Source organism: Streptomyces sp. NPDC104226 (assembly GCF_055584085.1).
The window spans coordinates 48,904-73,375 of sequence record NZ_JBVJMS010000009.1 but is presented as its reverse complement, the minus strand read 5'-3'; the positions used below and the strand labels follow the sequence as shown (position 1 = coordinate 73,375).

The window sequence follows — 24,472 nt, the reverse complement described above, 5'->3', positions numbered from 1 at the left end:
CCGACCCGGAAGGGTACCGTAACCAGTGGCTCCGCAGCCGAACCCCCGTTCGGTCCGGATGCCCCCCCCATCGACGATGCGACGACGCACAGCCGGTCTATACACCTCGCGAAGTGACCACGGTGGGTGATCTCCGTTTTTTCACTCGAACGTGTGTTTGGCGCAACCTTTCGAAAGCTACTACCGTTGTCCAGCTAGGGAGAACATTTCGAGAGGGGCCGACGTGACCACCACCGCAGACAGTGCCACCATCACTGCCCAGAACCGCTCCCAGAGCCGACTCGAGCCGGTGCATGCCATGAACGACGCAAGTCTGAACCCGGAGGCGGAGCCCGTACGCCCCGCACGCTCGCTGCCAGGGCGACCTCCAGGCATCCGCGCCGACAGCTCCGGGCTCACGGACCGGCAGCGGAGGGTCATCGAGGTCATTCGCGACTCGGTGCAGCGGCGCGGGTACCCGCCGTCGATGCGGGAGATCGGCCAGGCGGTCGGCCTGTCCAGCACCTCTTCGGTCGCGCACCAGCTGATGGCCCTCGAGCGCAAGGGCTTCCTGCGCCGCGACCCCCACCGCCCCCGGGCGTACGAGGTGCGCGGCTCCGACCAGCCCAGCTCGCAGCCCACGGACACCACGGGCAAGCCCGCGGCCTCGTACGTGCCCCTGGTCGGCCGGATCGCGGCCGGTGGCCCGATCCTGGCCGAGGAGTCGGTGGAGGACGTGTTCCCCCTCCCCCGCCAGCTCGTGGGCGACGGAGAGCTGTTCTGCCTCAAGGTCGTCGGCGACTCGATGATCGAGGCCGCCATCTGTGACGGAGACTGGGTCACGGTCCGCCGCCAGCCCGTCGCGGAGAACGGCGACATCGTCGCCGCCATGCTGGACGGCGAGGCCACCGTCAAGCGCTTCAAGCGCGAGGACGGCCACGTCTGGCTGCTCCCGCACAACGCCGCCTACCAGCCGATCCCCGGCGACGAGGCCACCATCCTCGGCAAGGTCGTGGCGGTACTGCGCCGGGTCTGACGCCCCGCGCCCTCATCCAGCTCCGGGACCTACTGCGCCGGTCCCGGAGCTGCTTTGCGTGGTGCGGACCTCCGGCCTCGCCTTCCTCGGCCCTACGTGGCCTTACTTGTCCTCGGCCGTCGCCGCCGCGTCGATCGCGGCCAGCGAGCGGCGGACCTGGTTGCGGTCCGTGGTGTACCAGAAGTCCGGCAGCGTGGCCCGCAGGAAGCTCCCGTAGCGGGCCGTGGCCAGCCGGGGGTCCAGGACCGCCACGACGCCCTTGTCCCCGGTGGCCCGTACGAGCCGGCCCGCGCCCTGGGCCATGAGCAGTGCCGCGTGCGTGGCCGCGACGGACATGAAGCCGTTCCCGCCGCGCTCCTCGACCGCCTTCTGCCGGGCGCTCATGAGCGGGTCGTCGGGACGCGGGAACGGGATCCTGTCCATGATCACCAACTGACAGCTGGGTCCCGGCACGTCCACGCCCTGCCACAGCGACAGGGTCCCGAACAGACAGGTCTTCGGGTCGGCGGCGAAGGCCTTGATCAGCTCGCCGAGGGTCTCCTCGCCCTGGAGCAGGATCGGGTTGTCGAGCCGGCCGCGCAGCTCCTCGGCGGCGGCCTTCGCCCCGCGCATGGAGGAGAACAGTCCGAGGGTGCGGCCGCCCGCCGCCTCGATCAGCTCCGCGAGCTCGTCCATCATGTCGCCGCGGGTGCCCTCGCGGCCGGGGGTGGCCAGGTGCTTGGCGACGTAGAGGATGCCCTGCTTGGGGTAGTCGAAGGGCGAGCCGACGTCGAGGCCCTTCCACTGCGGCACGTCCTCGCCCTCGACGCCCTCCGGGGACAGGCCCATGGACGCCGCGACCCCGTTGAAGTCGCCGCCGAGCTTGAGGGTCGCGGAGGTCAGGACCACGGAGCGCTCCGCGAACAGCTTCTCGCGCAGCAGGCCGGACACCGACAGCGGAGCCACGCGCAGGGTGGCGCCGAAGCGATCGTGGCGTTCGTACCAGACCACGTCGTACTCGGAGCCGGCCGTGATCCGCTCCGCCACCCCGTGCACGCTCTCCACCGCGGCGAGCGCCTGCTTGCGTACGGCGTCCTCGTCGTGGACGGACTTGTCCCGGGTGTTGCCGATCGCCGAGATCACCGTGCGCGAGGCGTCCCGCAGGGCCATCAGCGCGTAGCCGAGGTCCTCGGGGATCTCCTCCAGGCGGCCGGGGAGCGCCAGCTCCATGACGCGCTCGAAGGTCTCGGACGCGGTCTGCAGGGAGTCGGCCGTCTTCTCGTCGACCAGCTTCGCCGCCCGCTTCACGGCGCGGTTCACCTGCCCCGGGGTGAGCTCTCCCGTGGCGACCCCGGTCACCCGGGACACCAGCTCGTGGGCCTCGTCGACGATCAGCACCTCGTGCTGCGGGAGGACCGGGGCTCCCTCGATGGCGTCGATGGCGAGGAGCGCGTGGTTGGTGACGACCACGTCCGCGAGCTTGGCCCGCTCGCGGGCGGCCTCCGCGAAACACTCGGCGCCGTACGCGCACTTCGTCGCGCCCAGGCATTCGCGGGAGGAGACGGAGATCTGCGCCCAGGCCTTGTCGGAGACGCCAGGGGTGAGGTCGTCGCGGTCGCCCGTCTCGGTCTCGTCCGCCCAGTCGCGCAGCCGCAGCAGGTCCTGGCCGAGCTTGCTGGTCGGGGCGGCCGCCTCGAACTGGTCGAAGAGGCCCTCCTCCTCGTCCTGCGGGGCGCCCTCGTGCAGACGGTGCAGGCACAGGTAGTTGGAGCGGCCCTTGAGCATGGCGAACTGCGGGCGGCGGCGGAGCTGCGGATGCAGCGCCTCCACCGTCCGGGGCAGGTCGCGCTCGACGAGCTGGCGCTGGAGGGCCAGAGTCGCCGTGGCCACGACCACGCGCTCGCCGTGCGCGAGGGCCGGCACCAGGTAGCCCAGGGACTTACCGGTGCCGGTACCGGCCTGGATGAGGCGGTGGGAGTTGTCGTCGATCGCTTCGGCGACGGCTTCGGCCATGGCCACCTGGCCGGGCCGCTCCGTGCCGCCGACGGCGGAGACGGCGGCGTGCAGCAGGTCGGGGAGGGAGGGCTTCGTCATAGCAGTGCCAACCCTACGGGGCTGCGCCGACAGCGGTCGCACCGGCGAGCGGTCACGACCGGTGCAGGGGGTTCGGCACGGTGCCGTGGCGCACGGCGTGCGGGCGGTCGGGCCGGTCGCGGTAGCCGTCCTCGTAGAGACGGTTCCTGTTCAGGCAGAGCCGCACGATGCGTTCGCCGAGCAGGTCGAAGAGCTCGTAGCGTTCCTTAAGCTCCGGGAAACGGGCCTGGTGGCGCAGGATCTCCGCCCGTACGAGGGACCAGAACGTGTCCTCCGGGACCCCGAGGCGGTCCTCGCAGAGGGCCGAGAGGTAGCGGAAGACGCCGACGAAGAGCCCCGAGTGGATGAACTGCGGCAGGAAGTCCGCGGGCTCGGTGAGCAGGACCGCCCGGACCTCGTCGGGCATGGTCACCAGCTCGGGCAGCGGTTCGGCACTGATGTTGACGTCGTCCACGAAGTCCTTGACCGCGAGCCGGACCGGGACGTCGTGCTCGTCGAAGATCACGACGGTGTTCTCTCCGTGCGGGGAGAACACCGTGCCGTAGCGGTAGAGGAAGCGGAGCAGGGGCGGCAGCAGCGCGGCGAACAGCCGCTGGAGCCAGACCGTCGGCGTCAGACCGGAACGGGCGACGAGCTCGGCGGTGAAGGACCGGCCGCGGGGGTCGGTGTGCAGGAGCGAGGCGAGGGTGCGGGCCCGCTCTCCGGGGGCGAGGTGCCCGGTCAGCGGCTCGCGCCAGATCGCGCCGAGCAGTTCCTTGTACTGGTACGGGACTTCGGGGAGCGCGTCGTAGACGGGGTGGCGGACCGTGACGGAGGCGACCTCTCCGAGCAGGATCACTCCGCATTCCTCGCGGAGGAAGGGGTCGCCGTCGCGCAGGGAGTGGATCCAGGCGGTGACGGCGGGCGCCGCGAGGGCCAGGTCCGAGGGCAGGCCGCGCCAGACCATGGTGTTCAGGACAGAGAGCGGCAGTTTGACGCTGTGGCGGTCGGGGCGGGTGAGGTTGAGGAAGGTGCGGATCGACTGCTGGGGAAGGCGGAGGTCTGGGTCGGCGGGGAGCGGGACCAGGGTGCCGGCGGCGAGGGCCGGAGCGAAGAGGGGCAGGAGGACCTCGTCCCACTGCCAGGGGTGGACCGGGAGATAGAGGTAGCCGAGCGGGTCGAGTCCGCGGTCACGCAGGGTCCGGTCGAAGCGGTCGCGGGTGACGGGGTCGAGCTCGGCGGAGTAGAGGCGGGCCGGGTCTTCCAGGCCGGCGGTGCCCCGGTAGTGCGCGAGGGAGGTGTGGGCGGCGAGCCAGGGCAGGCGCTGGGCGGTGCGGGCCTCGGGCGCCCAGGCCGCGGTGTCGGAGGCGGAGAGTCCGATCCGCCCCTTGTTGAGGACGAGCCAGGGGTGGCCGGTCTGATGGCCTTCGAGGGCCGCGTAGTCGAGGTCGGCGAGGACGTCCGCGGTGAGCGCGGTGTGGTCGATGCGGGCGTCGGCCGCGAGCGTGGCGCTGAGCTCGCGCACGAGGTGGCCGAGGGTGGCGCCGTCGAGGCCGAGGAGGGTGCGCGCACGGATGAGGAAGGCGTACGGGTCCCCGAAGGCGGCCGGTGACCCGGGGTCGGCCGGCGCCCCGGAGGGCGCGGGGGCCGGGGTGAGGGTGATCGTGTCGGGGGCGACGTGCCAGCTGCCGTACGCGCGGCGGCGGGCCCGGAAGCCGAGGCTGCTGCCGTCGTCGAGGGTGAGCGTCCAGGCGTCGCCGGAGGCGGCCGGGGCGGGGACCGGAGTGATGATCTCCTCGTACGCGAACTCGCCGAGCATCTTGGCGAGCAGGCGGCGGGCGGCGAAATCCCAGGTCGGACGGTTCAGTTCGGGCGGCGTGCACGGGTGCTGGGGCGACGGGGGCACGGTGTCCGGAAGGTGGGGGCCTGGGGAGTCGGGGGCTGTGGGGAAGTTCTGCACGGGACTCCTCAGGATCGGGAACTTTGCTGCGTGGCGCAGAGTTTTCGAGGTGAGATGTGCGGGAAGTGAAGAGGTGTACGGGAACTGCGGTGCGGCGGGGACTCCGGGGAGGGCGGGGGTAAGGCGGGGAAGCGGCGGGCGTGGCGGCGCCCAGAAGGGTCAGTCAGAGGGGTCAGAGGGGGCAGACGTGTCAGAGGAGATTGCGCAGCGTCCGTTCGCGGATCATCAGGGCGGCTCGCTTGCCGGGCAGTTCGATCTCGGCGGGGCAGCGGAAGCCGGCGTTCAGGAAGGCTGATACGGAGGGGGTGTTGCGGATGTCCGGTTCGGCGATGACGCGCATGCAGCGGGGGCGGTTGTCGAGCACCAGGTCGGCGACGGCGCGCAGGAGCGTGCTGCCGAGACCTCGGCCGCGGTTCGTGCCGTCTCCGATCAGCAGGTGGATACCCGTGTCGTGGGGGCGCGCCGGGTAGTAGGCGGAGAGCGGGTCGAGGTCGGCCCGGTAGATCTCCCAGTAGCTCATCGGTGTGCCGTCGAGGAGCCCTAGGCACGGGATGCTGCGGCTTTCCCCGTCCAACTGCGTCCACACGTGGGCGGCGGTGACGGCGGCCGGGCCGGCCAGTTCCCAGTAGGCGTCCACCTGCGGGTCGTTCATCCAGCCGGTGAGCAGTTCCAGGTCCCGGTCGAGTCGTACCGGTTCGAGGCGGAAAACGCCGGACCTCGTCGTGACGCCGCCCCAGGCCGCCGGGGAGTCGAGCAGGTCGGCTTCGGCGAGCCGGGGCAGCGACTCCGCGCTGAGACGCGGTGCCGGGGTGCGGAAGTCCTCTGTGCCAAGCACATCGGTGCGGGCCACATCGGCGGTGAGGAGCACTCCGGTGTGGAAGTCGGTGGAGGGCATCGGGGGCTCTGCTCCGTTTCGGTGCTGACGCGTCAATCGTGAAGGGGGTTGGCGATGGTGACGTAGACGGACTGGGTGTCGACGGGGCCGACGAGCTCGTCGAGGCCTCCGAGGCGGGTGAGCAGATTCGCCTTGCAGCGCAGGGTGGGCGAGTCGAGCAGCTTCTCGGGGAGCGGGCCGAGGCTCCTGGCCTTGCCGAGGAAGCGGCGGAAGGCGGCCAGCAGGATGCGTTCGTCGGCGAGCCTCTGGGATCCGAAGGCCCCGATGAGACCGAGCACGTTGTTGATGCCGAGGTAGTAGGCGAAGCGTTCGTCGGTGACGGCGTCCGAGACGAAGGTGTCGCTGGTGGCGCCGATTCCGGGAAGCCGGTCCTCCAGCTCCGCGCGGCGGGATGCGCGGAAGTAGTAGCCCTGGTTGTCGCGGTAGCGGCCGCCGACCGGCCAGCCGGCCGGGTCGAGGAGCACCAGCGTGTTCTGCTGGTGTGCTTCGAGGGCGATGCCGGCGAGCGCGTCGAAGGCGAGCACCGGCAGGACGACGTGTTCGAGGTAGCGCAGGAACCACTCGGCGGCGACGGCGGAGGTCGTCCGCCCTGTGGTGGCGGCGAGCCGCGAGACGGTCTCGGCGAGCCGGGAGCTCATGCCGCTGCGCCCGGGCCACGGGCGGGGTGCGGTGAGTGCGGCGATGCAGAGGGCGTCGTCGCCCGGCCGGAAGGGGTTGTGCCGGAGCATGACGTCGAGTCCGGGGACGGGTGCGCCGTCCGGGGCGTCGACGGCGACCCACGCGGGATCGCGGACGATGTCGAAGCCGGGGTGGGCGGACTGCCACTGCTCTGCGAGGCCGGTGCGGAGCAGCCGGTGCACCTCGATGCCGCGGTGGAGTTCCTTGCGGAGGTTCTCCCGACGGGAGTTGGTGATGCGCAGGCCAAGGGAGAGCTTGAGCATCGCGGGGGCGCCGGGCTGGTGGACGGTGCGGATGGAGGAGGTCGGGTACCAGGGGGCGCCGTAGGGGCCCAGGTCGTGCAGGAGTCCCGCGTCGCGGAGGGCGGCGGCCGCGGGGCGCTGGAGCAGGTCGCGGGCCTGCCAGGGGTGAAGGGGAAGGGGGGTGGCACCGTCGGGCACCGGGAGCCCGGGGGCGAGACGGCCCAGGAGCCGGGCGGCCGAGACAGGGCGGCCGCGTTCGGTCCAGGCGGAGTCGGTGGCGAGGACGGCGGGTGCGACCGCCACCCAGTGCAGGGGGAAGGAGCCGTGCAGTTCGGGTGAGTAGCGGCGCACTTCGGCTTCGGAGAGACCTTCGCGGCTCTTCGGTGTCGGGTGCAGCGGGTGACCGAGGAGGAGCGACTGTTCGGCGGTGAGGAACAGGTCGGCGGCGACGGGGTCGGGCGCGGCGGGGCGTTGGCGGCGGTCGGTGATGAACTCGGCGGTCCGGTGCACCGAGTCGGCGACCCGTCCGACGAGGTCGGCGCCGCCGGGCGCACTCTCACCGAGGGCCTTTCCGGGGGTGCCTTCGCCTTCGCGGGAGATCAGTGCTGCGAGGGTGACCGCGTCCACGGCTGGGGCGTCGGCGGTGACGCCTTCGATGCGGGCCGGGCCGAAGCGGTGCCAGCCGGCGGTGGACCAGTAGCGGACGGCGACGAGCAGGGCGGCGCCCGATGCGGGGAGGGGGATGCGCAGGACGGGCCCGGCGGGCTGTTCGAGTCCGGTCTCGCGGACCCAGCAGCGGAGCAGGTTCTCCACCGAGGCGGCCTCGGCGGCGACCCTGGGGTCGGGGTGGTCCAACGGGTCGGCCGCTCCCGCGCGGGGCCGGGCGGTGGCGTCCTTCTGCCGGGGCACCGCGGCCGGGGACTGCGGCTCGGCCGGCGGCCAGGGCATGCCCGCCGCAGGCATGCCCGGAAGCCCGTCGGCAGAACCGGCGGAGCCGGTGGAGCCGTCACCCGGCGGCGCCGATGCCGTGGCCTGCTCCTCCGCTTCGGCTGCTCCGCGTCGTGGTGCCACTGCGTCCTGGGCAGCGGTGGGCGTGGTTGTGGAACCCGAGGTCGAAGGGGCCGCCTCAGAAGGCCCCTTGGGCACGGCCCTGCCCTGTGCTCCTGAGGGCGGCTCGCCCGAACGCCCGGGGCCCGACGGCGCCGGGTCGGCAGAGGGGCCGGGTCCGGTCGCCGCTGCCAAAACCTCCGCCCCGGGCCACCCGGCAAGGGCATCCACGGAGCCCCCGGCAGACAGCCCCTCCGCCAGTCCTGCCGGACCGGCATCGGCCGCATCCCCGGAAGCCGACCCCGAAGCCACGGCCGAGGGCGCACCCCCGAGGGCCCCGCCGAGAGCCGTCCCCCCGGGCCACGCGGCGGCGCCGGTCGCAGCCAGGCCTCCCGTCGAAGCCAGCAGCGGCGGCCATGCGGTGGGAGGAGCCGTCGGCCCACCTCCCGCAGCCGCATCGGCGGTGGGCCGAGAGGAACCGTCCGCCGAAGCGAACAAGGGCGGCCACGCGGTGGCCGCCGTCATGGACCCACCGGCACCGGCCACAGCCGCATCGGCGCCGGGCTGGGGAGAACGTTCCGCCGAAGCGGGTGCCGGCCGCCCTGCGGGGGCGGCAGACGGGGGCTCGCCGCCCGGCACCCCGGGCCGGGGCGCAGAGGGCTGCCCGGCCGAGGTCCCTGGGACGGCCGAGTCCGGGCTCGGACCGGGAGCCGCGGGCTCGGTACCGGAAGGCTCCCCCAGCCGTGCCGGCACGGCCCCGGCGGGGGCCGTCAGCGACGCTGAGGGCCTCCCGTCCGGAGGCAGCCTCAGTCCGGCGCCCTCTGTCAGGCCCGACAGCGCCGTCGGCGCGGCTTGGCCTACGGCAGCTGGAGCCGGTGTGCCCGGGGCGGGGGCCGATGACGGCTGGAACCCTGCGGGGGCCGTCGGACGCAGTGCGTGCCGGTGAGCGCCCGCGGCAGCCGGACCCTGGGCGGCGCCCAGGGGTACGCCGATCGTGGGCGGTTCTCCGGGAGGAGTGGCTGACGCGGTTGAACGGGGCCCGACCTCCTCCGGAGTCGGCCGGGGCGAGGAGCCGACGGGGAGAGGTGCGGAAGGTGTGTGCCCGTACCCGAGGGCAGAGGGGGAATCCGGGGCGTCCGCCGCCGAGGGAGGCGTGCCCGGGGGCGAGGTCGGCACCGGCGAGGGCGCGGCGGGCAGCGGGGCAGCCGCAGCAAGGGGGACCCGTGACGGATCGGCCTGCACCGACAGCGGGAGCCCGGGCTCGGCCGAAACCGCCGGGGACCGGAGCGAAGGGGGCGGGGTGGCAGCCCGAGGATGTGCGGACCCCGACGGATACGGGGGCTGGGGCGGTGTGGCAGCAGCGGTCGGAGTCTGCGGCGACTGTGGGGAGTTGGCAGATGGCTGCGCGGAAGCGGGCGGCGGGAAGGCGGGGCCCGAGAGCGTGAGCGGCGGGGCCGGGGGAAGGCTGGAGCCCTGAGCTGCGGACGGCGATACCGGGGACGGGGCCGACGGACGGGCGGCCCCCGATGCGCCGGGCGGCAGCGCGGTGGGTGTCGTCGCCCGAGGAGTTGGGTCCAACGCTGCGGACGACACGACCGGGGACCCCTTGGCAGCAGCCGACGTGTGGGACGGACCCACTGCGCCGGGCGGCGACACCGTGGAGGCCTCCGCCGCGAGGACAGGGTCCACGTCGCCGGGCGGCGGGACCGCAAGGGAGCCGGAGCCCATGGCTCCGAGCAGGGGCCCTGTGGAGTGGGCTGACGGAAGGCTGGGATCCCCCACAGCGGGTGGCTCCGGAGACACCGCGGCAGCGGCCGGCGGGAGGCCGGAACCCGTGCCGCCGGACGGCAGCAGGGGCGGGAGCGAGGGTGCAACGGGCGGGACACCCGCTGCGGACGACAGCACCGCGGGCGGGACCGGAGACACCGCGGCAGCGGCCGGCGGGAGGCCGGAACCCGCGGCGCCGAACGGCAGCAAGGGCAGGGGCGCAACGGGCAAGGCGCCCCCTGCGAACGACAGCACCGCGGGCGGAGCCGGAGACACCGCCGCAGCAGCCAGCGGGAGGCCGGGACCCGCGGTATCGGACGGCAGCACCGCGGGCGCGGCCGGAGACACCGCCGCAGCGGACGGCGGAGAGCCGTGCCCCGTGGCGCCGGACGGCAGCAGGGGCGGGGGCGCGGGCGCAAGGGGCGGGGCACCCGCTGCGGGCGGCAGCACCGCGGGCGGGGCCGGAGGGACCGTGGCAGCGGACGGCGGGAGGGGTGGGGCTGAGACGCCGTGTGGGAGCGGCGAGCCCGCGGGGGCGGGCGCGAGAGGTGCTCCCGCAGGGGTGCGCGCGAAAGGTGCGCCCGAGGGGGTGGGCGCGAGAGGTGCGCCCGCGGGGGTGGGTGGGAGGGGGGTGCCCGGGGTGGTGGGGGGCGGGGCGGTGTTCGTGGGGTGGAGGGGGTCGGGCATGGGGGTCCTTAGCGGCGGGTGGCGGCGGGGATGGCGTCGGCGAGGCGGTCGAGGACGGCCGCGGCCTGTTCGTCGGTCAGGGTGAGGGGAGGGAGGAGGCGGACGACGCTGGAGTGGCGGCCGCCGAGTTCGACGATCAGGCCGCGGTCCAGGCAGGCCTGGCGGACGGCCGCGGCGAGGTCGGGCGAGGCTTCGCCCGTGTCGGGGTCGGCCAGTTCGACGCCGATCATCAGCCCGCGGCCCCGTACGTCCGCCACGCACGGGTGCTCCGGGATCAGGCCGCGGAGGGCGGCGAGCATGCGCGCGCCCAGGATCCGCGCGCGCTCCGCGAGGCCGTTCTCCCGGACGTAGGCCAGCGTCGCGGTGCCCGCCGCCATGGCGAGCTGGTTGCCGCGGAAGGTGCCGGCGTGGGCACCGGGGGCCCATTGGTCCAGCTCCGACCGGTACACGATCACCGCGAGCGGCAGGCTGCCCCCGATGGCTTTGGAGAGCACCATCACGTCGGGGACGACCCCCGCGTGGTCGACCCCCCAGAAGGCCCCGGTGCGCCCGACCCCGGTCTGGACCTCGTCGGCGATCAGCGGGATCCCCCGCTCCGCCGTGATCTCCCGCATGCTGCGCAGCCAGGCGTCGGGGGCCGGGTGGACCCCGCCCTCGCCCTGGACGGGTTCGACGATCATCCCGGCGGGCGCGGGCACCCCGCTCTTGGGGTCGTCCAGCAGGTTCCGCGTCCAACGGGCCGACAGCTCCGCCCCCTCGGCCCCGCCGACTCCGAACGGGCAGCGGCGGTCCTGCGGATACGGCAGCCGGGTCACCCGTACGTCCGTGGCCCCGCCGGAGGCGGCCAACGCCCCCGCCGTCATGCCGTGGTAGGCCCCCGTGAAGGCGAGCAGCCCCGACCGGCCGGTCGCGGTGCGGACGAGGGTGAGCGCCGCCTCCACCGCGTCCGTCCCGGCCGGGCCGCAGAACTGGATGCGGGCGTCCGCGGCCAGCTCCGCCGGCAGGTTGGCGAACAGCTCGGTGGTGAAGGCGTCCTTGACCGGAGTGGCGAGGTCCAGCACGTGCAGCGGGGCTCCCGAGTCGAGGACCCCGCGGATGGCTTCGAGCACCACCGGGTGGTTGTGGCCCAGGGCGAGGGTTCCGGCGCCGGAGAGGCAGTCGAGGTAGCGGCGTCCGTCCGCCCCCTCGATGGTCAACCCCCGGGCGCGCACGGGCACGATGGGCAGGGAGCGTGCGTACGTCCGGGCCGCGGACTCCCGTTGCGCCTGCCTGCGCAGGATCCCCTCCGCCGCACCCGGTTCCGGACCCAGCACCGCGAAGTGCCCTTCCTCCCCCACCCGGTTCGCCTGCGCCGGTACCTGCTCCCCGGCCGTGGCCTGCTCGCCCGTCCAAGCCGTCAAAGGCACGAGTGTCGCTCCTCCCGCACGGTTGCTCTTCCGGGGTGCGCTTCGAACACCCACGCTGCTCCCCCATCCCCCGTACGTACCAACGACGGTGGCGGCGACGGATCACGGGTGGGCCCAAGATCCTTGCTCGCGCCGGGATCCTCGCGCGCCCCGAGATCCTTGCCCGCCCGGGATCCTCGTCCGGGCCGGATCGCTTTCCGGCCCGGGGGAACCGGTGCCCCGGGCTGTGCCGTCCCCCACGGCAGCGGCATAGTGGGGTGCTGCAACCAAGGCGCCCGACCCATCCGGGCACCCAGGCACCGTCCCGAACCAAGAACCACCCAGGGGGATTCACGACATGCGACCGATCCGACCGGTCACCGCGATCCTGTGCTCGGCCGCCCTCGCCCTGACCGCCGCGGCGTGCGGGCCCGGCGACGGTGAGACCGACGCCAAGCCGACCGTGGCGGTGAGCGTGCCCACGAGCCTGGACGGGGTGAAGATCCCCGACGGGCTCAAGGACAAGCTCAAGGAGCACGGCATCGACCTGGAGAAGTGGAAGGGGGGTGAGTGGAAGAACTGGAAGAAGGAGGACTGGCTCCGCGAGGCGGGCGACTACATCAACCCGATCATCGAGGACCTCTGGGACCCGGACCGGATGCGTGACGCCGCCAAGACGCCGCAGCCCCCCGCCGTCGACCCCGATGCGGGCAAGGACCAGGGCGTCACCGACCCGACTCCGGCTCCGGTGGCCGCCAAGGCCGCGACCCCGCCCTACCACCAGAGCGTTCCCGCCTCCGGCAAGGTCTTCTTCGACGGCCCCGAGGGGTCGATGGTCTGCTCGGCGACCGTGGTCAAGGACCCGGCGCACCCCGGCAAGTCCAACATGGTCTGGACGGCCGGCCACTGCGTGCACGCGGGCAAGTCCGGCGGCTGGTACCGCAACATCGCCTTCGTCCCGTCGTACAACAACAGCGGCAAGGCCGCGGCCGCGCTCAAGGGTGCGCCCCGCGAGGAGGTGGCCCCGTACGGCGTGTGGTGGAGCGACTGGGCGCAGACCTCCGACCAGTGGATCGCGACCGGCGGTCCGACCGGCGGCGCGGGTGCCCCGTACGACTTCGCGGTGCTGCACGTGACCCCGGAGAAGGGTGGCGGCAAGTCTCTGGAGGAGACGGTCGGGACGGCGCTCCCGGTGGAGTTCAACGCCCCGGCCGCGCCGAAGATCGCGAAGATGACGGCGACCGGTTACCCGGCGGCGGCTCCGTTCGACGGCCAGAAGACCTTCCAGTGCACCGACAAGCCGGGCCGGCTGTCGCTGAACGCGACCGACCCCACGATGTACCGCATCGGCTGCACGATGACCGGCGGTTCCTCGGGCGGCGGCTGGGTCGCGGCGGGTGCCGACGGCAAGCCGGCGCTGGTGTCGAACACCTCCATCGGCCCCGCCAAGGCGGGCTGGCTGGCCGGGCCCCGGCTGGGTCCGGAGGCGAAGGGCGTCTTCGACGCGGTGAGCGGCAAGTTCAAGTAGCCGCACCCAGCGGGCCGCACGCACCACATGACTGAGGGCCCCCGCTCCCGCGGGGGCCCTCAGCCGTTCATCCGGTCAGTGCTTGGCGAGCACGTACGGAGCGAGCTCCGACGCCAGTTCAGCGTGTACCCGCGCCTTGAGCAGGGTGCCCTCCGCCGTGTGCTCCTCGGAGATCACCTCGCCCTCGGCGTGTGCCCGGGCGACCAGGCCGCCGCGCGTGTACGGGACCACGGCTTCGATCTCGATCGCCGGCCGCGGCAGCTCCGCGTCGATGAGCGCGAGGAGTTCCTCGATGCCCTGACCCGTGCGCGCCGAGACGGCGATGGAGCGCTTCTCGATGCGCAGCAGCCGCTGGAGCACCAGCGGGTCGGCCGCGTCCGCCTTGTTGATCACCACGATCTCGGGCACCTTGACGGCGCCGACCTCGCGGATGACCTCGCGGACCGCCGCCAGCTGCTCCTCCGGCGCCGGGTGCGAGCCGTCCACGATGTGCAGGATGAGATCGGAGTCGCCGACCTCCTCCATCGTGGAGCGGAACGCCTCGACGAGGTGGTGCGGCAGGTGCCGGACGAAGCCGACCGTGTCGGCCAGGGTGTAGATCCGGCCGGACGGGGTCTCGGCCCGGCGCACGGTCGGGTCGAGGGTGGCGAACAGCGCGTTCTCCACCAGCACGCCCGCGCCCGTGAGGCGGTTGAGCAGCGAGGACTTGCCGGCGTTGGTGTATCCGGCGATGGCGACCGAGGGCACCTTGTTGCGGCGCCGTTCCTGCCGCTTGATGTCGCGGCCGGTCTTCATCTCCGCGATCTCCCGGCGCATCTTCGCCATCTTCTCGCGGATCCGGCGCCGGTCGGTCTCGATCTTGGTCTCACCGGGTCCGCGGGTGGCCATGCCGCCACCGCCGCCGCCACCCATCTGCCGGGACAGCGAGGCACCCCAGCCGCGCAGGCGCGGCAGCATGTACTGCATCTGCGCGAGTGCGACCTGCGCCTTGCCCTCTCGGGACTTGGCGTGCTGGGCGAAGATGTCGAGGATGAGGGCGGTCCGGTCGACCACCTTCACCTTGACGACGTCTTCGAGGGCGATGAGCTGGCCGGGGCTGAGCTCACCGTCGCAGACGACGGTGTCGGCGCCGCTCTCCAGCACGATGTCGCGCAGCTCGCGCGCCTTGCCGGATCCGATGAAGGTGGCCGGGTCGGGCTTGTCGCGGCGCTGGATGACGCCGTCGAGTACGAGTGCGCCCGCCGTCTCGGCGAGGGCGGCGAGCTCCGCGAGGGAGTTGTCCGCGTCCTGCACCGTGCCGGAGGTCCAGACGCCGACGAGGACGACCCGCTCCAGGCGGAGCTGTCGGTACTCGACCTCGGTGACGTCTTCGAGTTCGGTGGAGAGGCCGGCCACGCGGCGCAGGGCCGCGCGCTCGGAGCGCTCGTACTGGTCGCCGTCCCGGTCTCCGTCGATCGCGTGGCTCCAGGCGACGTCCTCTTCCATCAGGGCGTCGGCCCGAAGGCTCTCGGTGAAGCTCTGCGGGTCCGGCGCACCCTGTGCGTCGTCCCGCGCGTCCTGGGAAGGGGAAGAAGAGGAGGTCATTGGATCCTTACGTCGTTTTCGAATGCGTCCGCGTCAGGCGAAGCGGAGCCAAGGCCAAAGCTACTCCCGCGCGTGACATAACACTGTCACGTCCAACGTGTGACACTCCCCGGAGATTCCCTGCGGAGATGCCCTGCGGAGACTCACCCCGGTGGTTCCCCCGGAGCACCCTGCGGAACGGCCTCGTCGATGGTGGCATGCCTGCTCCGCACGCGTCACACGCTTTTCGGGGCGCTCCACTCCGGGTGCCCCGGCATGGCGGGGGTCTTCTTCCCGTACAGCCACGGCTGCAGGAACGCCGTCAGGTCCCGGCCCGCCTCCTGCGAGGCCAGCCGTACGAAGTCCTCCGTGCCCGCGACCCCGTCCCGGTGCTCCCCCACCCAGCGCCGCTCCACCCGGTCGAAGGCCTGGACCCCGATCTCCTGCCGCAGGGCGTACAGGATCAGCGCGGCCCCGTCGTACACCGCCGGCCGGAACAGCCCGATCTTCTCGCCCGGGGCGGCCGGCTTGGGTGCGGCCGGGGGGCCGCCGGCCGCCCGCCACTGGTCGGAGCGCTGGTACGCCTCGCGCATCCGCCGCTCCAGGGAGTACTTGCCGAGGCCGTCCGCGTACAGGGCTTCGTACCAGGTGGCGTGGCCCTCGTTGAGCCACAGGTCGGACCAGGTGCGCGGGCTCACGCTGTCGCCGAACCACTGGTGGGCCAGCTCGTGGACCATCACGGACTCGACGTACCACTCGGGGTATCCGCCACCGCCGGCGAACAGGGCACTCTCGAAGAGCGACAGGGTCTGCGTCTCCAGCTCGAAGCCGGTACGGGCCTTCGCGATGAGCACGCCGTAGTTCTCGAAGGGGTAGCGGCCGACCCGCGCCTCCATCCACCGGATGTGCCCGTCGGTCTTCTTCAGCCAGGGCTCCAGCCGCTCCCGGTCCGCCGCGGGGACCACGTCGCGCAGCGGCAGTCCGTGCGGGCCGGTGCGGTGGATCACGGCCGAGTCGCCGATCGAGACCTGGGCGAGCTCGGTGGCCATCGGGTGCAGCGTCCGGTACGTCCAGGTGGTCCCGGCGCCCGCCCGGCGGGCCGGGAGCGCGCCCGGCACCCCGTTGGCCACGGCCGTCTTCCCGGCCGGCGCGCTCACCCGGAAGGTGAAGTACGCCTTGTCGGCGGGGTGGTCGTTGCACGGGAAGACCCGGTGGGCGGCGTCGGCCTGGTTCGCCATGGCCAGCCCGTCGTCGGTCACCACCCAGCCGCCGTCGCCGCGGCCGCGCGGGTCGCTCGTGTGCCGGACGGTGATGTGGAGCGGAAGGTCCGGTTCCACCGGCCGGGCGGGGGTCAGGACGAGGTCCTCGCCGACGCTCGCGAAGCCGGCGGGTTCCCCGTTGACCTCGGCGGAGGCCACTTTCCCGTGGGTGAAGTCGAGGTTGACGGTCTCGAGCCGGGTGAGGCTGCGCGCGTCGATGACGGTGACCGCGTCGAGGGGAGTGTTGTTGTCCTTGTACGCGAAGGACAGGTCGTACGAGAGCACGTCGTATCCGGGGTTCCCCAGCTCGGGGAAGAGCGCGTCGCCGATGCCGAGCGCCTTGGGCGGGGGCACGACGGCGGCGACGAGGGTGAGGGAGGCCGCGGCCAGCAGGGCGGCGCGCACGCGCGGGGAGGTGAGCTGCATCCCCCACCGCTTATCAGCGCCCGCCACGCGCCCGCGAACGGCGCGCGACGGCTCCACCCGAAAGGGGTCGGGCGGGCTACGCCCGGCTGACGTCGTAGACCCCCGGCACGTCCCGCATGGCCCGCATCAGCGCCGGGAGACCCGTCGCGTCGGGGAGCTGCAGGGTGTAGCTGTGCCGGACCCGCTGTTCGACCGGCGGCTCCACCGTCGCGGAGACCACCTCGACCCCCTCGCGGGCGATGGCCTCGGTCAGATCGGCCAGCAGGTGGGGGCGGCCGAACGATTCGGCGAGCAGGGTGACCCGGCAGTCCGCGGTCGCCCGCCAGTGCACGGCGACGGGGGTCCGCCCCACCGCCCGCATCTGGGCCACGGTCGCGCAGCGGATCCGGTGCACGGTGACGGCCCCGCCGCGTACGACGAACCCCTCCACGGCGTCCGGCGGGACCGGCGTACAGCACCCCGCGAGCCGCACGGTGGCGTCAGGCAGGTCGGCCACGGCGTTGCCCCCGCCGCTGCGGAGGCCGATCACCGAGAGCGGCGGCCGCGGTGCGGCGTCGGCGGGCCGGGCCCCGTCGGGGTGGGACTCCAGCCAGCTGCTGACGGCGATCCGGGCGGCCGGGGTCTTGGCGTGGTCCAGCCAGTCGGCGGTGGGCCCCGAGGAGGCGTCGTGCGCGAGCAGGAGCTGGACGGTGTCCCCGTCCGAGAGCCGGGAGGACAGGGAGGTCAGGCGCCCGTTGACCCGGGCGCCGATACAGCCGTGGGCCGCCTCGCCGTACTGCGCGTAGGCGGCGTCGATACAGCTGGCGCCGGCCGGCAGCCCCAAGGTGCCCCCGTCGGCCCGGAACACCGTGATCTCACGGTCCTGGGCCAGCTCCGAGCGCAGGACGTCCCAGAAGGTGTCGGGGTCGGGTGCCGACTGCTGCCAGTCGAGCAGCCGCGAGAGCCAGCCGGGCCGGGTCGGGTCGACCCGCTCCTCCTCGCAGTCGGCCGCCTCGATCGGGTCGGCCGACTCGGCCTGCTGCGGGGAGGTGTACGGATTGCCGAGCGCGACCACGCCCGCCTCGGCGACCCGGTGCATCTGCCGGGTCCGCACGATGACCTCCGCGACGGACCCCTCGGGGGTCGCGAAGGCCGTGTGCAGGGACTGGTAGAGGTTGAACTTCGGGGAGGCGATGAAGTCCTTGAACTCGGAGATGACCGGGGTGAAGCAGGTGTGCAGCTCCCCCAGCACGGCATAGCAGTCCGCGTTCTCCCCCACGAGGACCAGCAGGCGACCGAAGTCGGAGCCGCGCAGCTCCCCGCGTTTGAGGGAGATCCGGTGCACGGAGACGAAGTGCCGGGGCCGCACCACCACCTCGGCGGCGATGCCCGCCTCGCGCAGGACGGCCCGTACCGAGTCGGCGATGGCGGGCAGCGGGTCGCGTTCTCCCGCGTGGGCCGCGATGAGGGCGCGGGTGTGCTCGTACTCCTCGGGGTGCAGGATCGCGAAGACGAGGTCCTCGAGCTCGGTCTTCAGGGCCTGCACGCCGAGCCGTTCGGCGAGCGGGATGAGCACGTCGCGGGTGACCTTGGCGATGCGTGCCTGTTTCTCGGGCCGCATCACCCCGAGGGTGCGCATGTTGTGCAGCCGGTCGGCGAGTTTGATGGACATCACGCGGACGTCGTTGCCGGTGGCGACGAGCATCTTGCGGAAGGTCTCGGGCTCGGCTGCGGCGCCGTAGTCGATCTTCTCGACCTTGGTGACCCCGTCGACGATGAAGCAGACCTCGTCGCCGAACTCCTCGCGGACCTGATCGAGGGTCACGTCGGTGTCCTCGACGGTGTCGTGGAGGAGCGAGGCCGTCAGGGTCGTGGTCTCGGCGCCCAGTTCGGCCAGGATGAGCGTGACGGCGAGCGGATGTGTGATGTACGGCTCACCGCTTTTGCGCATCTGGCCGCGGTGCGAGGTCTCGGCGAGCAGGTACGCGCGGCGCAGGATCGACAGGTCCGCGTCGGGGTGATGGGCGCGGTGCGCTTCGGCGACATGGCCGATGGCGTCCGGCAGCCGGTCCCTGGGCGTGGGGCCGAGCAGCGCAGCGCGTCCGAGTCGTCGCAGGTCAAGCCTGGTCCGGCCGCGTCTGCGAAGTTCGGGGAGCGCTTCGGGACGTGCTTCGGGGTTCGTGGCCTCTGCACTCATGGGCACCTCCGACGGCTTCGACCGGCGGTGGTGGGCATGGGGTGCGCCCGCAGGGCCGGTGCCTGATGCTACCGACCCCACCACGTGGCGCAGTCCACCTCTCGCTCAGCGTGAAACGGATCACCCATTAGAGGGAAGCTTCAGGCGAAAGCCGTTTCGGTGAGCCAGGCGGGATCGAACTCGCCCTCGGCCACGATCACGGCGGGTCCGGTCATCTCGATCCGCCCGTCGGTGTGCTCGGTGATGACCAGGGTGCCGCCGGGCAGATCGACGGTGTACGTGGCGGGCGCGCCGGTGACGGCCGGGTCGGCGCCGTCGCGGCGGATGGCGGCCACGGCGACCGCGCAGGCGCCGGTGCCGCAGGAGCGGGTCTCGCCGGAACCGCGCTCGTGGACGCGCATGGCGACGTGGCGGGGGCCGCGGTCGACGACGAACTCGACGTTGACGCCCGTCGGGTAGGCGGACGCAGGGCTGTACGGGGGCGGGTCGAACAGCGTCCCGGCGTCGTCCAGGCTCTCGACGAAGGCCACCGCGTGCGGGTTGCCCATGTTGACGTTGCGCGCGGGCCAGGAGCGCTCGCCGACGGAGACGGTGACCTCTCCCTCGGGCAGCTCGGCGCGGCCCATGGAGACGGTCACGTCGCCGGTCTTGTCGAGGTGCACCCGCTTGACCCCGCCGCGCGTGGCGACGGCCAGGTCGCCCGGCTCCACGTGCCCGGCGTGCTGGAGGTAGCGGGCGAAGACGCGGACGCCGTTGCCGCACATCTCGGCGATGGAGCCGTCGCTGTTGCGGTAGTCCATGAACCACTCGGCCTCGTCGGCCAGGTGCGCCGCCTCGGGGTGCGCGGCGGAGCGCACGACGTGCAGCACGCCGTCGGCGCCGATTCCGGCCCGCCGGTCGCACAGCCGCGCGACGGCGGAGGCCGGCAGCTCGATGGCGTTGTCCGGGTCCGGGACGATCACGAAGTCGTTCTCGGTGCCGTGGCCCTTGAGGAAGGAGAGGCTGGTCTGCGTCACCCGCCCATGGTACCGAGCACGCAGCTCACGGAGCCGGGCGGCCACCCGTAGGACCCGGCGGAGCCGGGCCGTACCCGGCCCCTAGCGGAGCCGGGCCACCCGGTACACCGCGAGCGCGACGACACCCAGTGCGACCAGTGCGTACAGCAGGGCGAGGCGCCAGTCGGGCCGCTGCCCCGAGCCGCGGGCCGGGAGCCCCGGCAGGGCGTAGCCCACGCGGCGCGCGGCCATCATGCCCCAGCCGCCCGCGCAGCAGCTGATGAGGAATCCGAGCATGGCGACGACCGCTCCGCCGTCGCCGAACTCGAAGGCGAGCGGGAAGGCGAACATCAGGGACCCGGCCGCGGCCAGCATCACGATGGGGGCGATCTGCCACAGCCTCAGCCGGCGCTGCGGGCGCAGTTCCACCTCGAACGCGGGGGCGGCGGCGGCCTCCGCCTCCGCGGAGTCCGGCGCGTCCGGGCCGTCGGGGGTCAGCCGGGCGGGATCCGCGGGCAGTCCCAGTCCGTCGGCGTCCGCGGGCAGTCCGAGGGCGTCGGCGTCCGCCGGAGCTGCGCCGGGCAGGCCTTCACCGTCGGCGAGGGCGCTGCGAAGCGTCGGGTCCGTTTCCCGCCGGGTGTCGTCCCGACCGGTGTCACGAGGGCCGGCCTCCATCGCCACGCGCCCTCCCCACTTGTGACTTCGTACGCCGCCGTTCACCGCCGGTGACGGCACCGTCGGAAGTTTGATGATGGCACGCCGTCAGGCCCCGGACGGGCGTGCGGGGCGTCCCGATGCCATCACGTGATCAGGCTGTGACCGCTCGTTCGACCAACGACTGCGCGAGTCCGGCGAGTTCCGCGCGGTCCTCGGCGGCCCCGCTGAGCCAGTGCACCCTCGGATCACGGCGGAACCAGGAGTCCTGCCGGCGGGCGAACCGCTTGGTGGCGCGGACCGTCTCGGCGCGCGCTTCCTCCTCCGTGCACTCCCCGGCGAGCGCGGCCAGCACCTGCTGGTAGCCGAGCGCCCGGGGGGCGGTGACCCCGTCCCGCAGGCCCACGGCCTCCAGCGCGCGGACCTCGTCCACCAGCCCGGCCTCCCACATCCGGTCCACGCGCAGTGCGATCCGCTCGTCGAGCTCGGGCCGGGCCACGTCCACGCCGATCTGGACCGTGTCGTAGACGGACTCGTGGCCGGGCAGGTTGGCGGTGAACGGCCGCCCGGTGATCTCGATGACTTCCAGCGCGCGCACGATGCGGCGGCCGTTGCTGGGCAGGATGGCCTGTGCGGCGGCCGGGTCGGCGGCGGCGAGCCGGGCGTGCAGGGCGCCGGGGCCGCGCAGGGTGACCTCGGCCTCCAGCCGGGCCCGGACCTCGGGGTCGGTGCCGGGGAACTCCATGGCGTCGAGCGCGCCGCGCACGTAGAGGCCGGAACCGCCGACGAGGACCGGCGTACGGCCCTGCGCGAGCAGCTTGTCGATCTCGGCGCGGGCGAGGCGCTGGTACTCGGCGACGCTCGCCGTCTCGGTGACGTCCCAGATGTCGAGGAGGTGGTGCGGGACCCCTCCGCGCTCCTCGGTCGTCAGTTTGGCGGTACCGATGTCCATCCCCCGGTACAGCTGCATCGAGTCGGCGTTGACGACTTCGCCGTCGAAATGACGGGCCAGGGCTACGCCCAGATCGGACTTTCCGGCCGCGGTGGGTCCGACGACGGCGATGACCCGCGGGGCGGGGGCTGCTTTCCTCACCGCACCAGTCTCTCAGCCCCTCGTCAAGACGCTGCCATGTACCCGATCGAGCTACGTGACGGGACCGGTCCGGGGTCGTTGCCCTGGCGGGGTTCCGGCCGGGCGCGCGCCTGCCGTGCGGCGGTCCGCCCACGGCGGAACTTCACTCACACGAGTAACGTTATAGGAGTAGACATGGGCATTTTGGACCGGCTTCTCGGCCGCAAGACCCAGGCGACGACCGAAGAGGCCGTCGCTGCGGATCTGACGGTGGAGTCCGCGACGGCCGACGAGGCCGGGACCGAGCAGGCTGTGGCGGAGGAGAGTGCGGCGGCGGAGGCCGTCGAGATCCCGAAGCAGCAGTCGGCGGAGGCCACCGCGGACAGCGAGGCCGCAGAGGGTGCCCGCACGTAGCCTCGCCATTGGAAGGTGACCCATGGGCCTGCTGGACAATCTGAAGGCCAAGCTCGCGCCCGCGAAGGACAAGGTCGGCGACCTCGCTGCACAGCACGAGGGCAAGATTTCCCAGAATCTGGAGAAGGTGGCCAAGGCCGTCGACTCCAAGACCAAGGGCAAGTACAGCGGCCAGATCTCTAGCGGCACGGACAAGGCGAAGGACGCCCTGGGCAAGATCGCGCACAAGGACGCACCCGGCGGGCCGACACCGCCGGCCGCTTCCTGACGCGGTCCGGGAACGACGCAAGGGGCGCGGCACCACTCGGTGCCGCGCCCCTTCTGCGTGTCGTTCGGCTACCGCTACGTCGCTACGACCAGGCGGCGACGAAGTACCCGACCCCGTACGGGGCGTCCTCGTACAGCAGCCGCCCCTCCAGCCCCGCACCCTCGGCGGCGCCGGCGAGCACCTGCCAGGGGGCCCGTCCGGCCGCCTGGAGCTCGGCGGCGAGTTCCGCGTCGAGGGCCGCGAGGGCGGGCAGGTCGGCAGCTCCGAGCGCGCGGGCGGCCTCGGCGTCGAAGGCGGCGGCGCGTTCGTCGAGGTATCCGGGGGCCTTGAGGGACCGGCAGGCGCTGCCGTCGCCCATGACGAGCAGGGCGACCCGCTCCTCGCGCGCGGCGAGCTCGCGGCCCGCCTCCAGGCACCCCGCGGTGTCCAGCGGTCCCGCGACCCCGAAGCCCTCCAGGGGCGTGGCGCCCCAGCCGGCCCGGCCGAGCAGCCAGGCGCCCACGGCGAGCGGGGTGGGCAGCAGCCGCGGCCCCTCCTCGCCCTCGCCCAGCCGTACGTCGGCCCCGGCGCCGAATCCGCGGAAGGTGCCGCGGGCACCCTGGGGGTAGGCGCCGTGGTGGTCGGGCTCGCAGGCTCCGACGACGACGAGCAGATCGGGCCGGGAGGCGGCGAGCACGGACAGCGCGTCGGAACACGCGGTCCGGGCGTCGCCGAGTTCGGCGGCGGCTCCCGTGGCGAGCTCCGGCAGGAGCATCGGCGGGGCGGGGCAGACGGCGGCGGCTACGAGCATGATCCGCAGCGTAGCCGTAGCCGGGCGCGGCCGGGGCCGACTCCCTGCCTACGCCGGGCCCGCACCGCGGCGCGTCAGGACGCGGGGCTGGCGCAGCCCGATGCCGCCACCGGGAGGGGGGCCGGGACGCCCAGGGTCGGGATGCCGAGGAGGACGCCCTTCGGCTGCGCCGGAGCCGCGTTGCGCTTCTCCCAGGCGTCGCCCGCACGCGTACGGCGTACCGCCCCGGTCGGCCCCTCGGCCAGGAGGTGGTGGGGGGCCGCGTAGGTGATCTCGACCGTCACCACGTCGCCCGGGCGGACCTCTTCGTCCGGCTTCGTGAAGTGGACCAGCCGGTTGTCGGGGGCCCGTCCGGACAGCCGGTGCGTGGCGCCGTCCTTGCGGCCCTCGCCCTCCGCGACCATGACCTCCAGGGTCCGGCCGACCTGCTTCTTGTTCTCGTCCCAGGAGATCTCCTCCTGGAGGGCGACCAGGCGCATGTACCGCTCCTGGACGACCTCCTTGGGGATCTGCCCCTCCATGTCGGCGGCCGGGGTCCCGGGGCGCTTGGAGTACTGGAAGGTGAAGGCGTTCGCGAAGCGCGCCTCGCGTACCGCGTGCATCGTCTGCTGGAAGTCCTCCTCCGTCTCACCGGGGAAGCCCACGATGATGTCGGTGGAGATCGCGGCGTGCGGGATGGAGGCGCGGACCTTCTCGATGATGCCGAGGAAGCGCTCCTGTCGGTACGAGCGGCGCATCGCCTTCAGGATCGTGTCCGATCCGGACTGCATCGGCATGTGCAGCTGCGGCATCACGTTGGGGGTCTCGGCCATCGCCGCGATCACGTCGTCGGTGAAGTCGCGGGGGTGCGGGGAGGTGAAGCGGACCCGCTCCAGGCCCTCGATGGCGCCGCAGGCGCGCAGCAGCTTGGAGAAGGCCTCGCGGTCGCCCAGGTCGGAGCCGTAGGCGTTGACGTTCTGGCCGAGCAGGGTGATCTCGGAGACGCCTTCGGCGACCAGGGCCTCGACCTCGGCGAGGATGTCGCCGGGACGGCGGTCCTCCTCCTTGCCGCGCAGCGCCGGGACGATGCAGAAGGTGCAGGTGTTGTTGCAGCCGACGGAGATCGAGACCCAGGCGGCGTACGCGGACTCGCGCCGGGTCGGGAGCGTGGAGGGGAAGGCCTCCAGCGATTCGGCGATCTCGATCTGCGCCTCTTCCTGGATGCGCGCGCGCTCCAGCAGGACGGGCAGCTTGCCGATGTTGTGCGTGCCGAAGACCACGTCGACCCAGGGGGCGCGGTCCACGATCGTGTCGCGGTCCTTCTGCGCGAGGCAGCCGCCGACGGCGATCTGCATGCCGGGGCGCTTGGTCTTCATCGGCGCGAGCCGGCCGAGGTTGCCGTAGAGCTTGTTGTCGGCGTTCTCGCGGACGGCGCAGGTGTTGAACACGACGACGTCCGCGTCGCCGTCGGAGCCCTGGGGCGCGCGGACGTACCCGGCGTCCTCCAGCAGGCCGGACAGCCGCTCGGAGTCGTGCACGTTCATCTGACAGCCGTACGTCCGGACCTCGTACGTTTTCACCACAGTCGCCTCGCCGCTCTCGGTACTCACCCGTCAAGGG

17 protein-coding genes are annotated in these 24,472 nt (G+C 73.1%); 4 read left to right on the top strand and 13 right to left on the bottom strand.

Features of this window, described 5'->3' with window-relative positions; all coding sequences use genetic code 11:
- The first annotated feature begins 223 nt into the window (after nucleotides 1–223).
- Complete coding sequence (gene lexA, locus ACZ60J_RS26960; protein ID WP_214953278.1) at nucleotides 224–1,015, top strand: transcriptional repressor LexA; 792 nt, start codon at nucleotides 224–226, stop codon at nucleotides 1,013–1,015.
- 102 nt (nucleotides 1,016–1,117) lie between these two features.
- Here the strand turns inward: lexA and ACZ60J_RS26955 are convergent, their stop codons facing one another.
- The 5 genes from ACZ60J_RS26955 to ACZ60J_RS26935 form a co-directional block, all read right to left on the bottom strand.
- Complete coding sequence (locus ACZ60J_RS26955; protein ID WP_469685695.1) at nucleotides 1,118–3,088, bottom strand: ATP-dependent DNA helicase; 1,971 nt, start codon at nucleotides 3,086–3,088, stop codon at nucleotides 1,118–1,120.
- A gap of 52 nt (nucleotides 3,089–3,140) precedes the next feature.
- Nucleotides 3,141–5,027 (bottom strand): IucA/IucC family protein, encoded by a 1,887-nt coding sequence (locus ACZ60J_RS26950; protein WP_469685694.1) that lies wholly within the window; start codon nucleotides 5,025–5,027, stop codon nucleotides 3,141–3,143.
- A gap of 190 nt (nucleotides 5,028–5,217) precedes the next feature.
- On the bottom strand, nucleotides 5,218–5,922 hold the full coding sequence (locus ACZ60J_RS26945; RefSeq protein ID WP_469685692.1) for a GNAT family N-acetyltransferase: 705 nt from the start codon (nucleotides 5,920–5,922) through the stop codon (nucleotides 5,218–5,220).
- A 32-nt stretch (nucleotides 5,923–5,954) separates the two neighbouring features.
- Nucleotides 5,955–7,805 (bottom strand): IucA/IucC family protein, encoded by a 1,851-nt coding sequence (locus tag ACZ60J_RS26940; protein ID WP_469686161.1) that lies wholly within the window; start codon nucleotides 7,803–7,805, stop codon nucleotides 5,955–5,957.
- A 2,546-nt stretch (nucleotides 7,806–10,351) separates the two neighbouring features.
- Nucleotides 10,352–11,680 (bottom strand): diaminobutyrate--2-oxoglutarate transaminase family protein, encoded by a 1,329-nt coding sequence (locus ACZ60J_RS26935; protein WP_469686159.1) that lies wholly within the window; start codon nucleotides 11,678–11,680, stop codon nucleotides 10,352–10,354.
- Nucleotides 11,681–12,086: 406 nt separating this feature from the next.
- On the opposite strand from ACZ60J_RS26935, the gene ACZ60J_RS26930 reads away from it, so the two are divergent.
- A complete protein-coding gene (locus tag ACZ60J_RS26930) occupies nucleotides 12,087–13,256 on the top strand; it encodes a hypothetical protein (RefSeq protein ID WP_382973419.1) in 1,170 nt (389 codons plus the stop codon).
- Between the two features lie 75 nt (nucleotides 13,257–13,331).
- On the opposite strand, the gene hflX is transcribed toward ACZ60J_RS26930, so the two are convergent.
- The 6 genes from hflX to miaA form a co-directional block, all read right to left on the bottom strand.
- Nucleotides 13,332–14,840, bottom strand: a complete 1,509-nt coding sequence (gene hflX, locus ACZ60J_RS26925) for a GTPase HflX (protein WP_469685690.1) — start codon at nucleotides 14,838–14,840, stop codon at nucleotides 13,332–13,334.
- Nucleotides 14,841–15,055: 215 nt separating this feature from the next.
- Nucleotides 15,056–16,504: a M1 family metallopeptidase gene (locus tag ACZ60J_RS26920; RefSeq protein ID WP_469685688.1), complete on the bottom strand. Its 1,449-nt coding sequence runs from the start codon at nucleotides 16,502–16,504 to the stop codon at nucleotides 15,056–15,058.
- A 76-nt stretch (nucleotides 16,505–16,580) separates the two neighbouring features.
- Nucleotides 16,581–18,680 (bottom strand): RelA/SpoT family protein, encoded by a 2,100-nt coding sequence (locus tag ACZ60J_RS26915; protein WP_469685687.1) that lies wholly within the window; start codon nucleotides 18,678–18,680, stop codon nucleotides 16,581–16,583.
- Nucleotides 18,681–18,820: 140 nt separating this feature from the next.
- Nucleotides 18,821–19,696: a diaminopimelate epimerase gene (gene dapF, locus ACZ60J_RS26910; protein WP_469685686.1), complete on the bottom strand. Its 876-nt coding sequence runs from the start codon at nucleotides 19,694–19,696 to the stop codon at nucleotides 18,821–18,823.
- Between the two features lie 81 nt (nucleotides 19,697–19,777).
- Nucleotides 19,778–20,356, bottom strand: a complete 579-nt coding sequence (locus tag ACZ60J_RS26905; RefSeq protein ID WP_469685684.1) for a hypothetical protein — start codon at nucleotides 20,354–20,356, stop codon at nucleotides 19,778–19,780.
- Nucleotides 20,357–20,483: 127 nt separating this feature from the next.
- Nucleotides 20,484–21,422, bottom strand: a complete 939-nt coding sequence (gene miaA, locus ACZ60J_RS26900) for a tRNA (adenosine(37)-N6)-dimethylallyltransferase MiaA (RefSeq protein ID WP_469685683.1) — start codon at nucleotides 21,420–21,422, stop codon at nucleotides 20,484–20,486.
- 174 nt (nucleotides 21,423–21,596) lie between these two features.
- Between miaA and ACZ60J_RS26895 the strand changes: the two genes are divergently transcribed.
- Nucleotides 21,597–21,815 (top strand): gliding motility protein, encoded by a 219-nt coding sequence (locus ACZ60J_RS26895; RefSeq protein WP_469685681.1) that lies wholly within the window; start codon nucleotides 21,597–21,599, stop codon nucleotides 21,813–21,815.
- Nucleotides 21,816–21,837: 22 nt separating this feature from the next.
- Nucleotides 21,838–22,083 carry an antitoxin gene (locus ACZ60J_RS26890; protein ID WP_469685680.1) on the top strand — a complete coding sequence of 82 codons (246 nt, stop codon included), beginning with the start codon at nucleotides 21,838–21,840 and terminating at the stop codon, nucleotides 22,081–22,083.
- 82 nt (nucleotides 22,084–22,165) lie between these two features.
- Here ACZ60J_RS26890 and ACZ60J_RS26885 read toward each other — a convergent pair whose 3' ends face one another.
- Together ACZ60J_RS26885 and miaB are read right to left on the bottom strand one after the other, a co-directional pair.
- A complete protein-coding gene (locus ACZ60J_RS26885) occupies nucleotides 22,166–22,873 on the bottom strand; it encodes a class III extradiol ring-cleavage dioxygenase family protein (RefSeq protein ID WP_469685679.1) in 708 nt (235 codons plus the stop codon).
- Between the two features lie 74 nt (nucleotides 22,874–22,947).
- Nucleotides 22,948–24,462, bottom strand: a complete 1,515-nt coding sequence (miaB, locus tag ACZ60J_RS26880) for a tRNA (N6-isopentenyl adenosine(37)-C2)-methylthiotransferase MiaB (RefSeq protein ID WP_469685677.1) — start codon at nucleotides 24,460–24,462, stop codon at nucleotides 22,948–22,950.
- Nucleotides 24,463–24,472 lie beyond the last annotated feature (10 nt).

What these genes read in the sequence shown, in the direction of transcription:
- ACZ60J_RS26955 (WP_469685695.1), bottom strand. Translation starts at nt 3,088, where the DNA reads ATGACGAAGCCCTCCCTCCCCGACCTGCTGCACGCCGCCGTCTCCGCC.
- ACZ60J_RS26945 (WP_469685692.1), bottom strand. Translation starts at nt 5,922, where the DNA reads ATGCCCTCCACCGACTTCCACACCGGAGTGCTCCTCACCGCCGATGTG.
- ACZ60J_RS26940 (WP_469686161.1), bottom strand. Translation starts at nt 7,805, where the DNA reads ATGCCTGCGGCGGGCATGCCCTGGCCGCCGGCCGAGCCGCAGTCCCCG.
- ACZ60J_RS26930 (WP_382973419.1), top strand. Translation starts at nt 12,087, where the DNA reads ATGCGACCGATCCGACCGGTCACCGCGATCCTGTGCTCGGCCGCCCTC.
- hflX (WP_469685690.1), bottom strand. Translation starts at nt 14,840, where the DNA reads ATGACCTCCTCTTCTTCCCCTTCCCAGGACGCGCGGGACGACGCACAG.
- ACZ60J_RS26920 (WP_469685688.1), bottom strand. Translation starts at nt 16,504, where the DNA reads ATGCAGCTCACCTCCCCGCGCGTGCGCGCCGCCCTGCTGGCCGCGGCC.
- ACZ60J_RS26915 (WP_469685687.1), bottom strand. Translation starts at nt 18,680, where the DNA reads ATGAGTGCAGAGGCCACGAACCCCGAAGCACGTCCCGAAGCGCTCCCC.
- ACZ60J_RS26895 (WP_469685681.1), top strand. Translation starts at nt 21,597, where the DNA reads ATGGGCATTTTGGACCGGCTTCTCGGCCGCAAGACCCAGGCGACGACC.
- ACZ60J_RS26890 (WP_469685680.1), top strand. Translation starts at nt 21,838, where the DNA reads ATGGGCCTGCTGGACAATCTGAAGGCCAAGCTCGCGCCCGCGAAGGAC.
- ACZ60J_RS26885 (WP_469685679.1), bottom strand. Translation starts at nt 22,873, where the DNA reads ATGCTCGTAGCCGCCGCCGTCTGCCCCGCCCCGCCGATGCTCCTGCCG.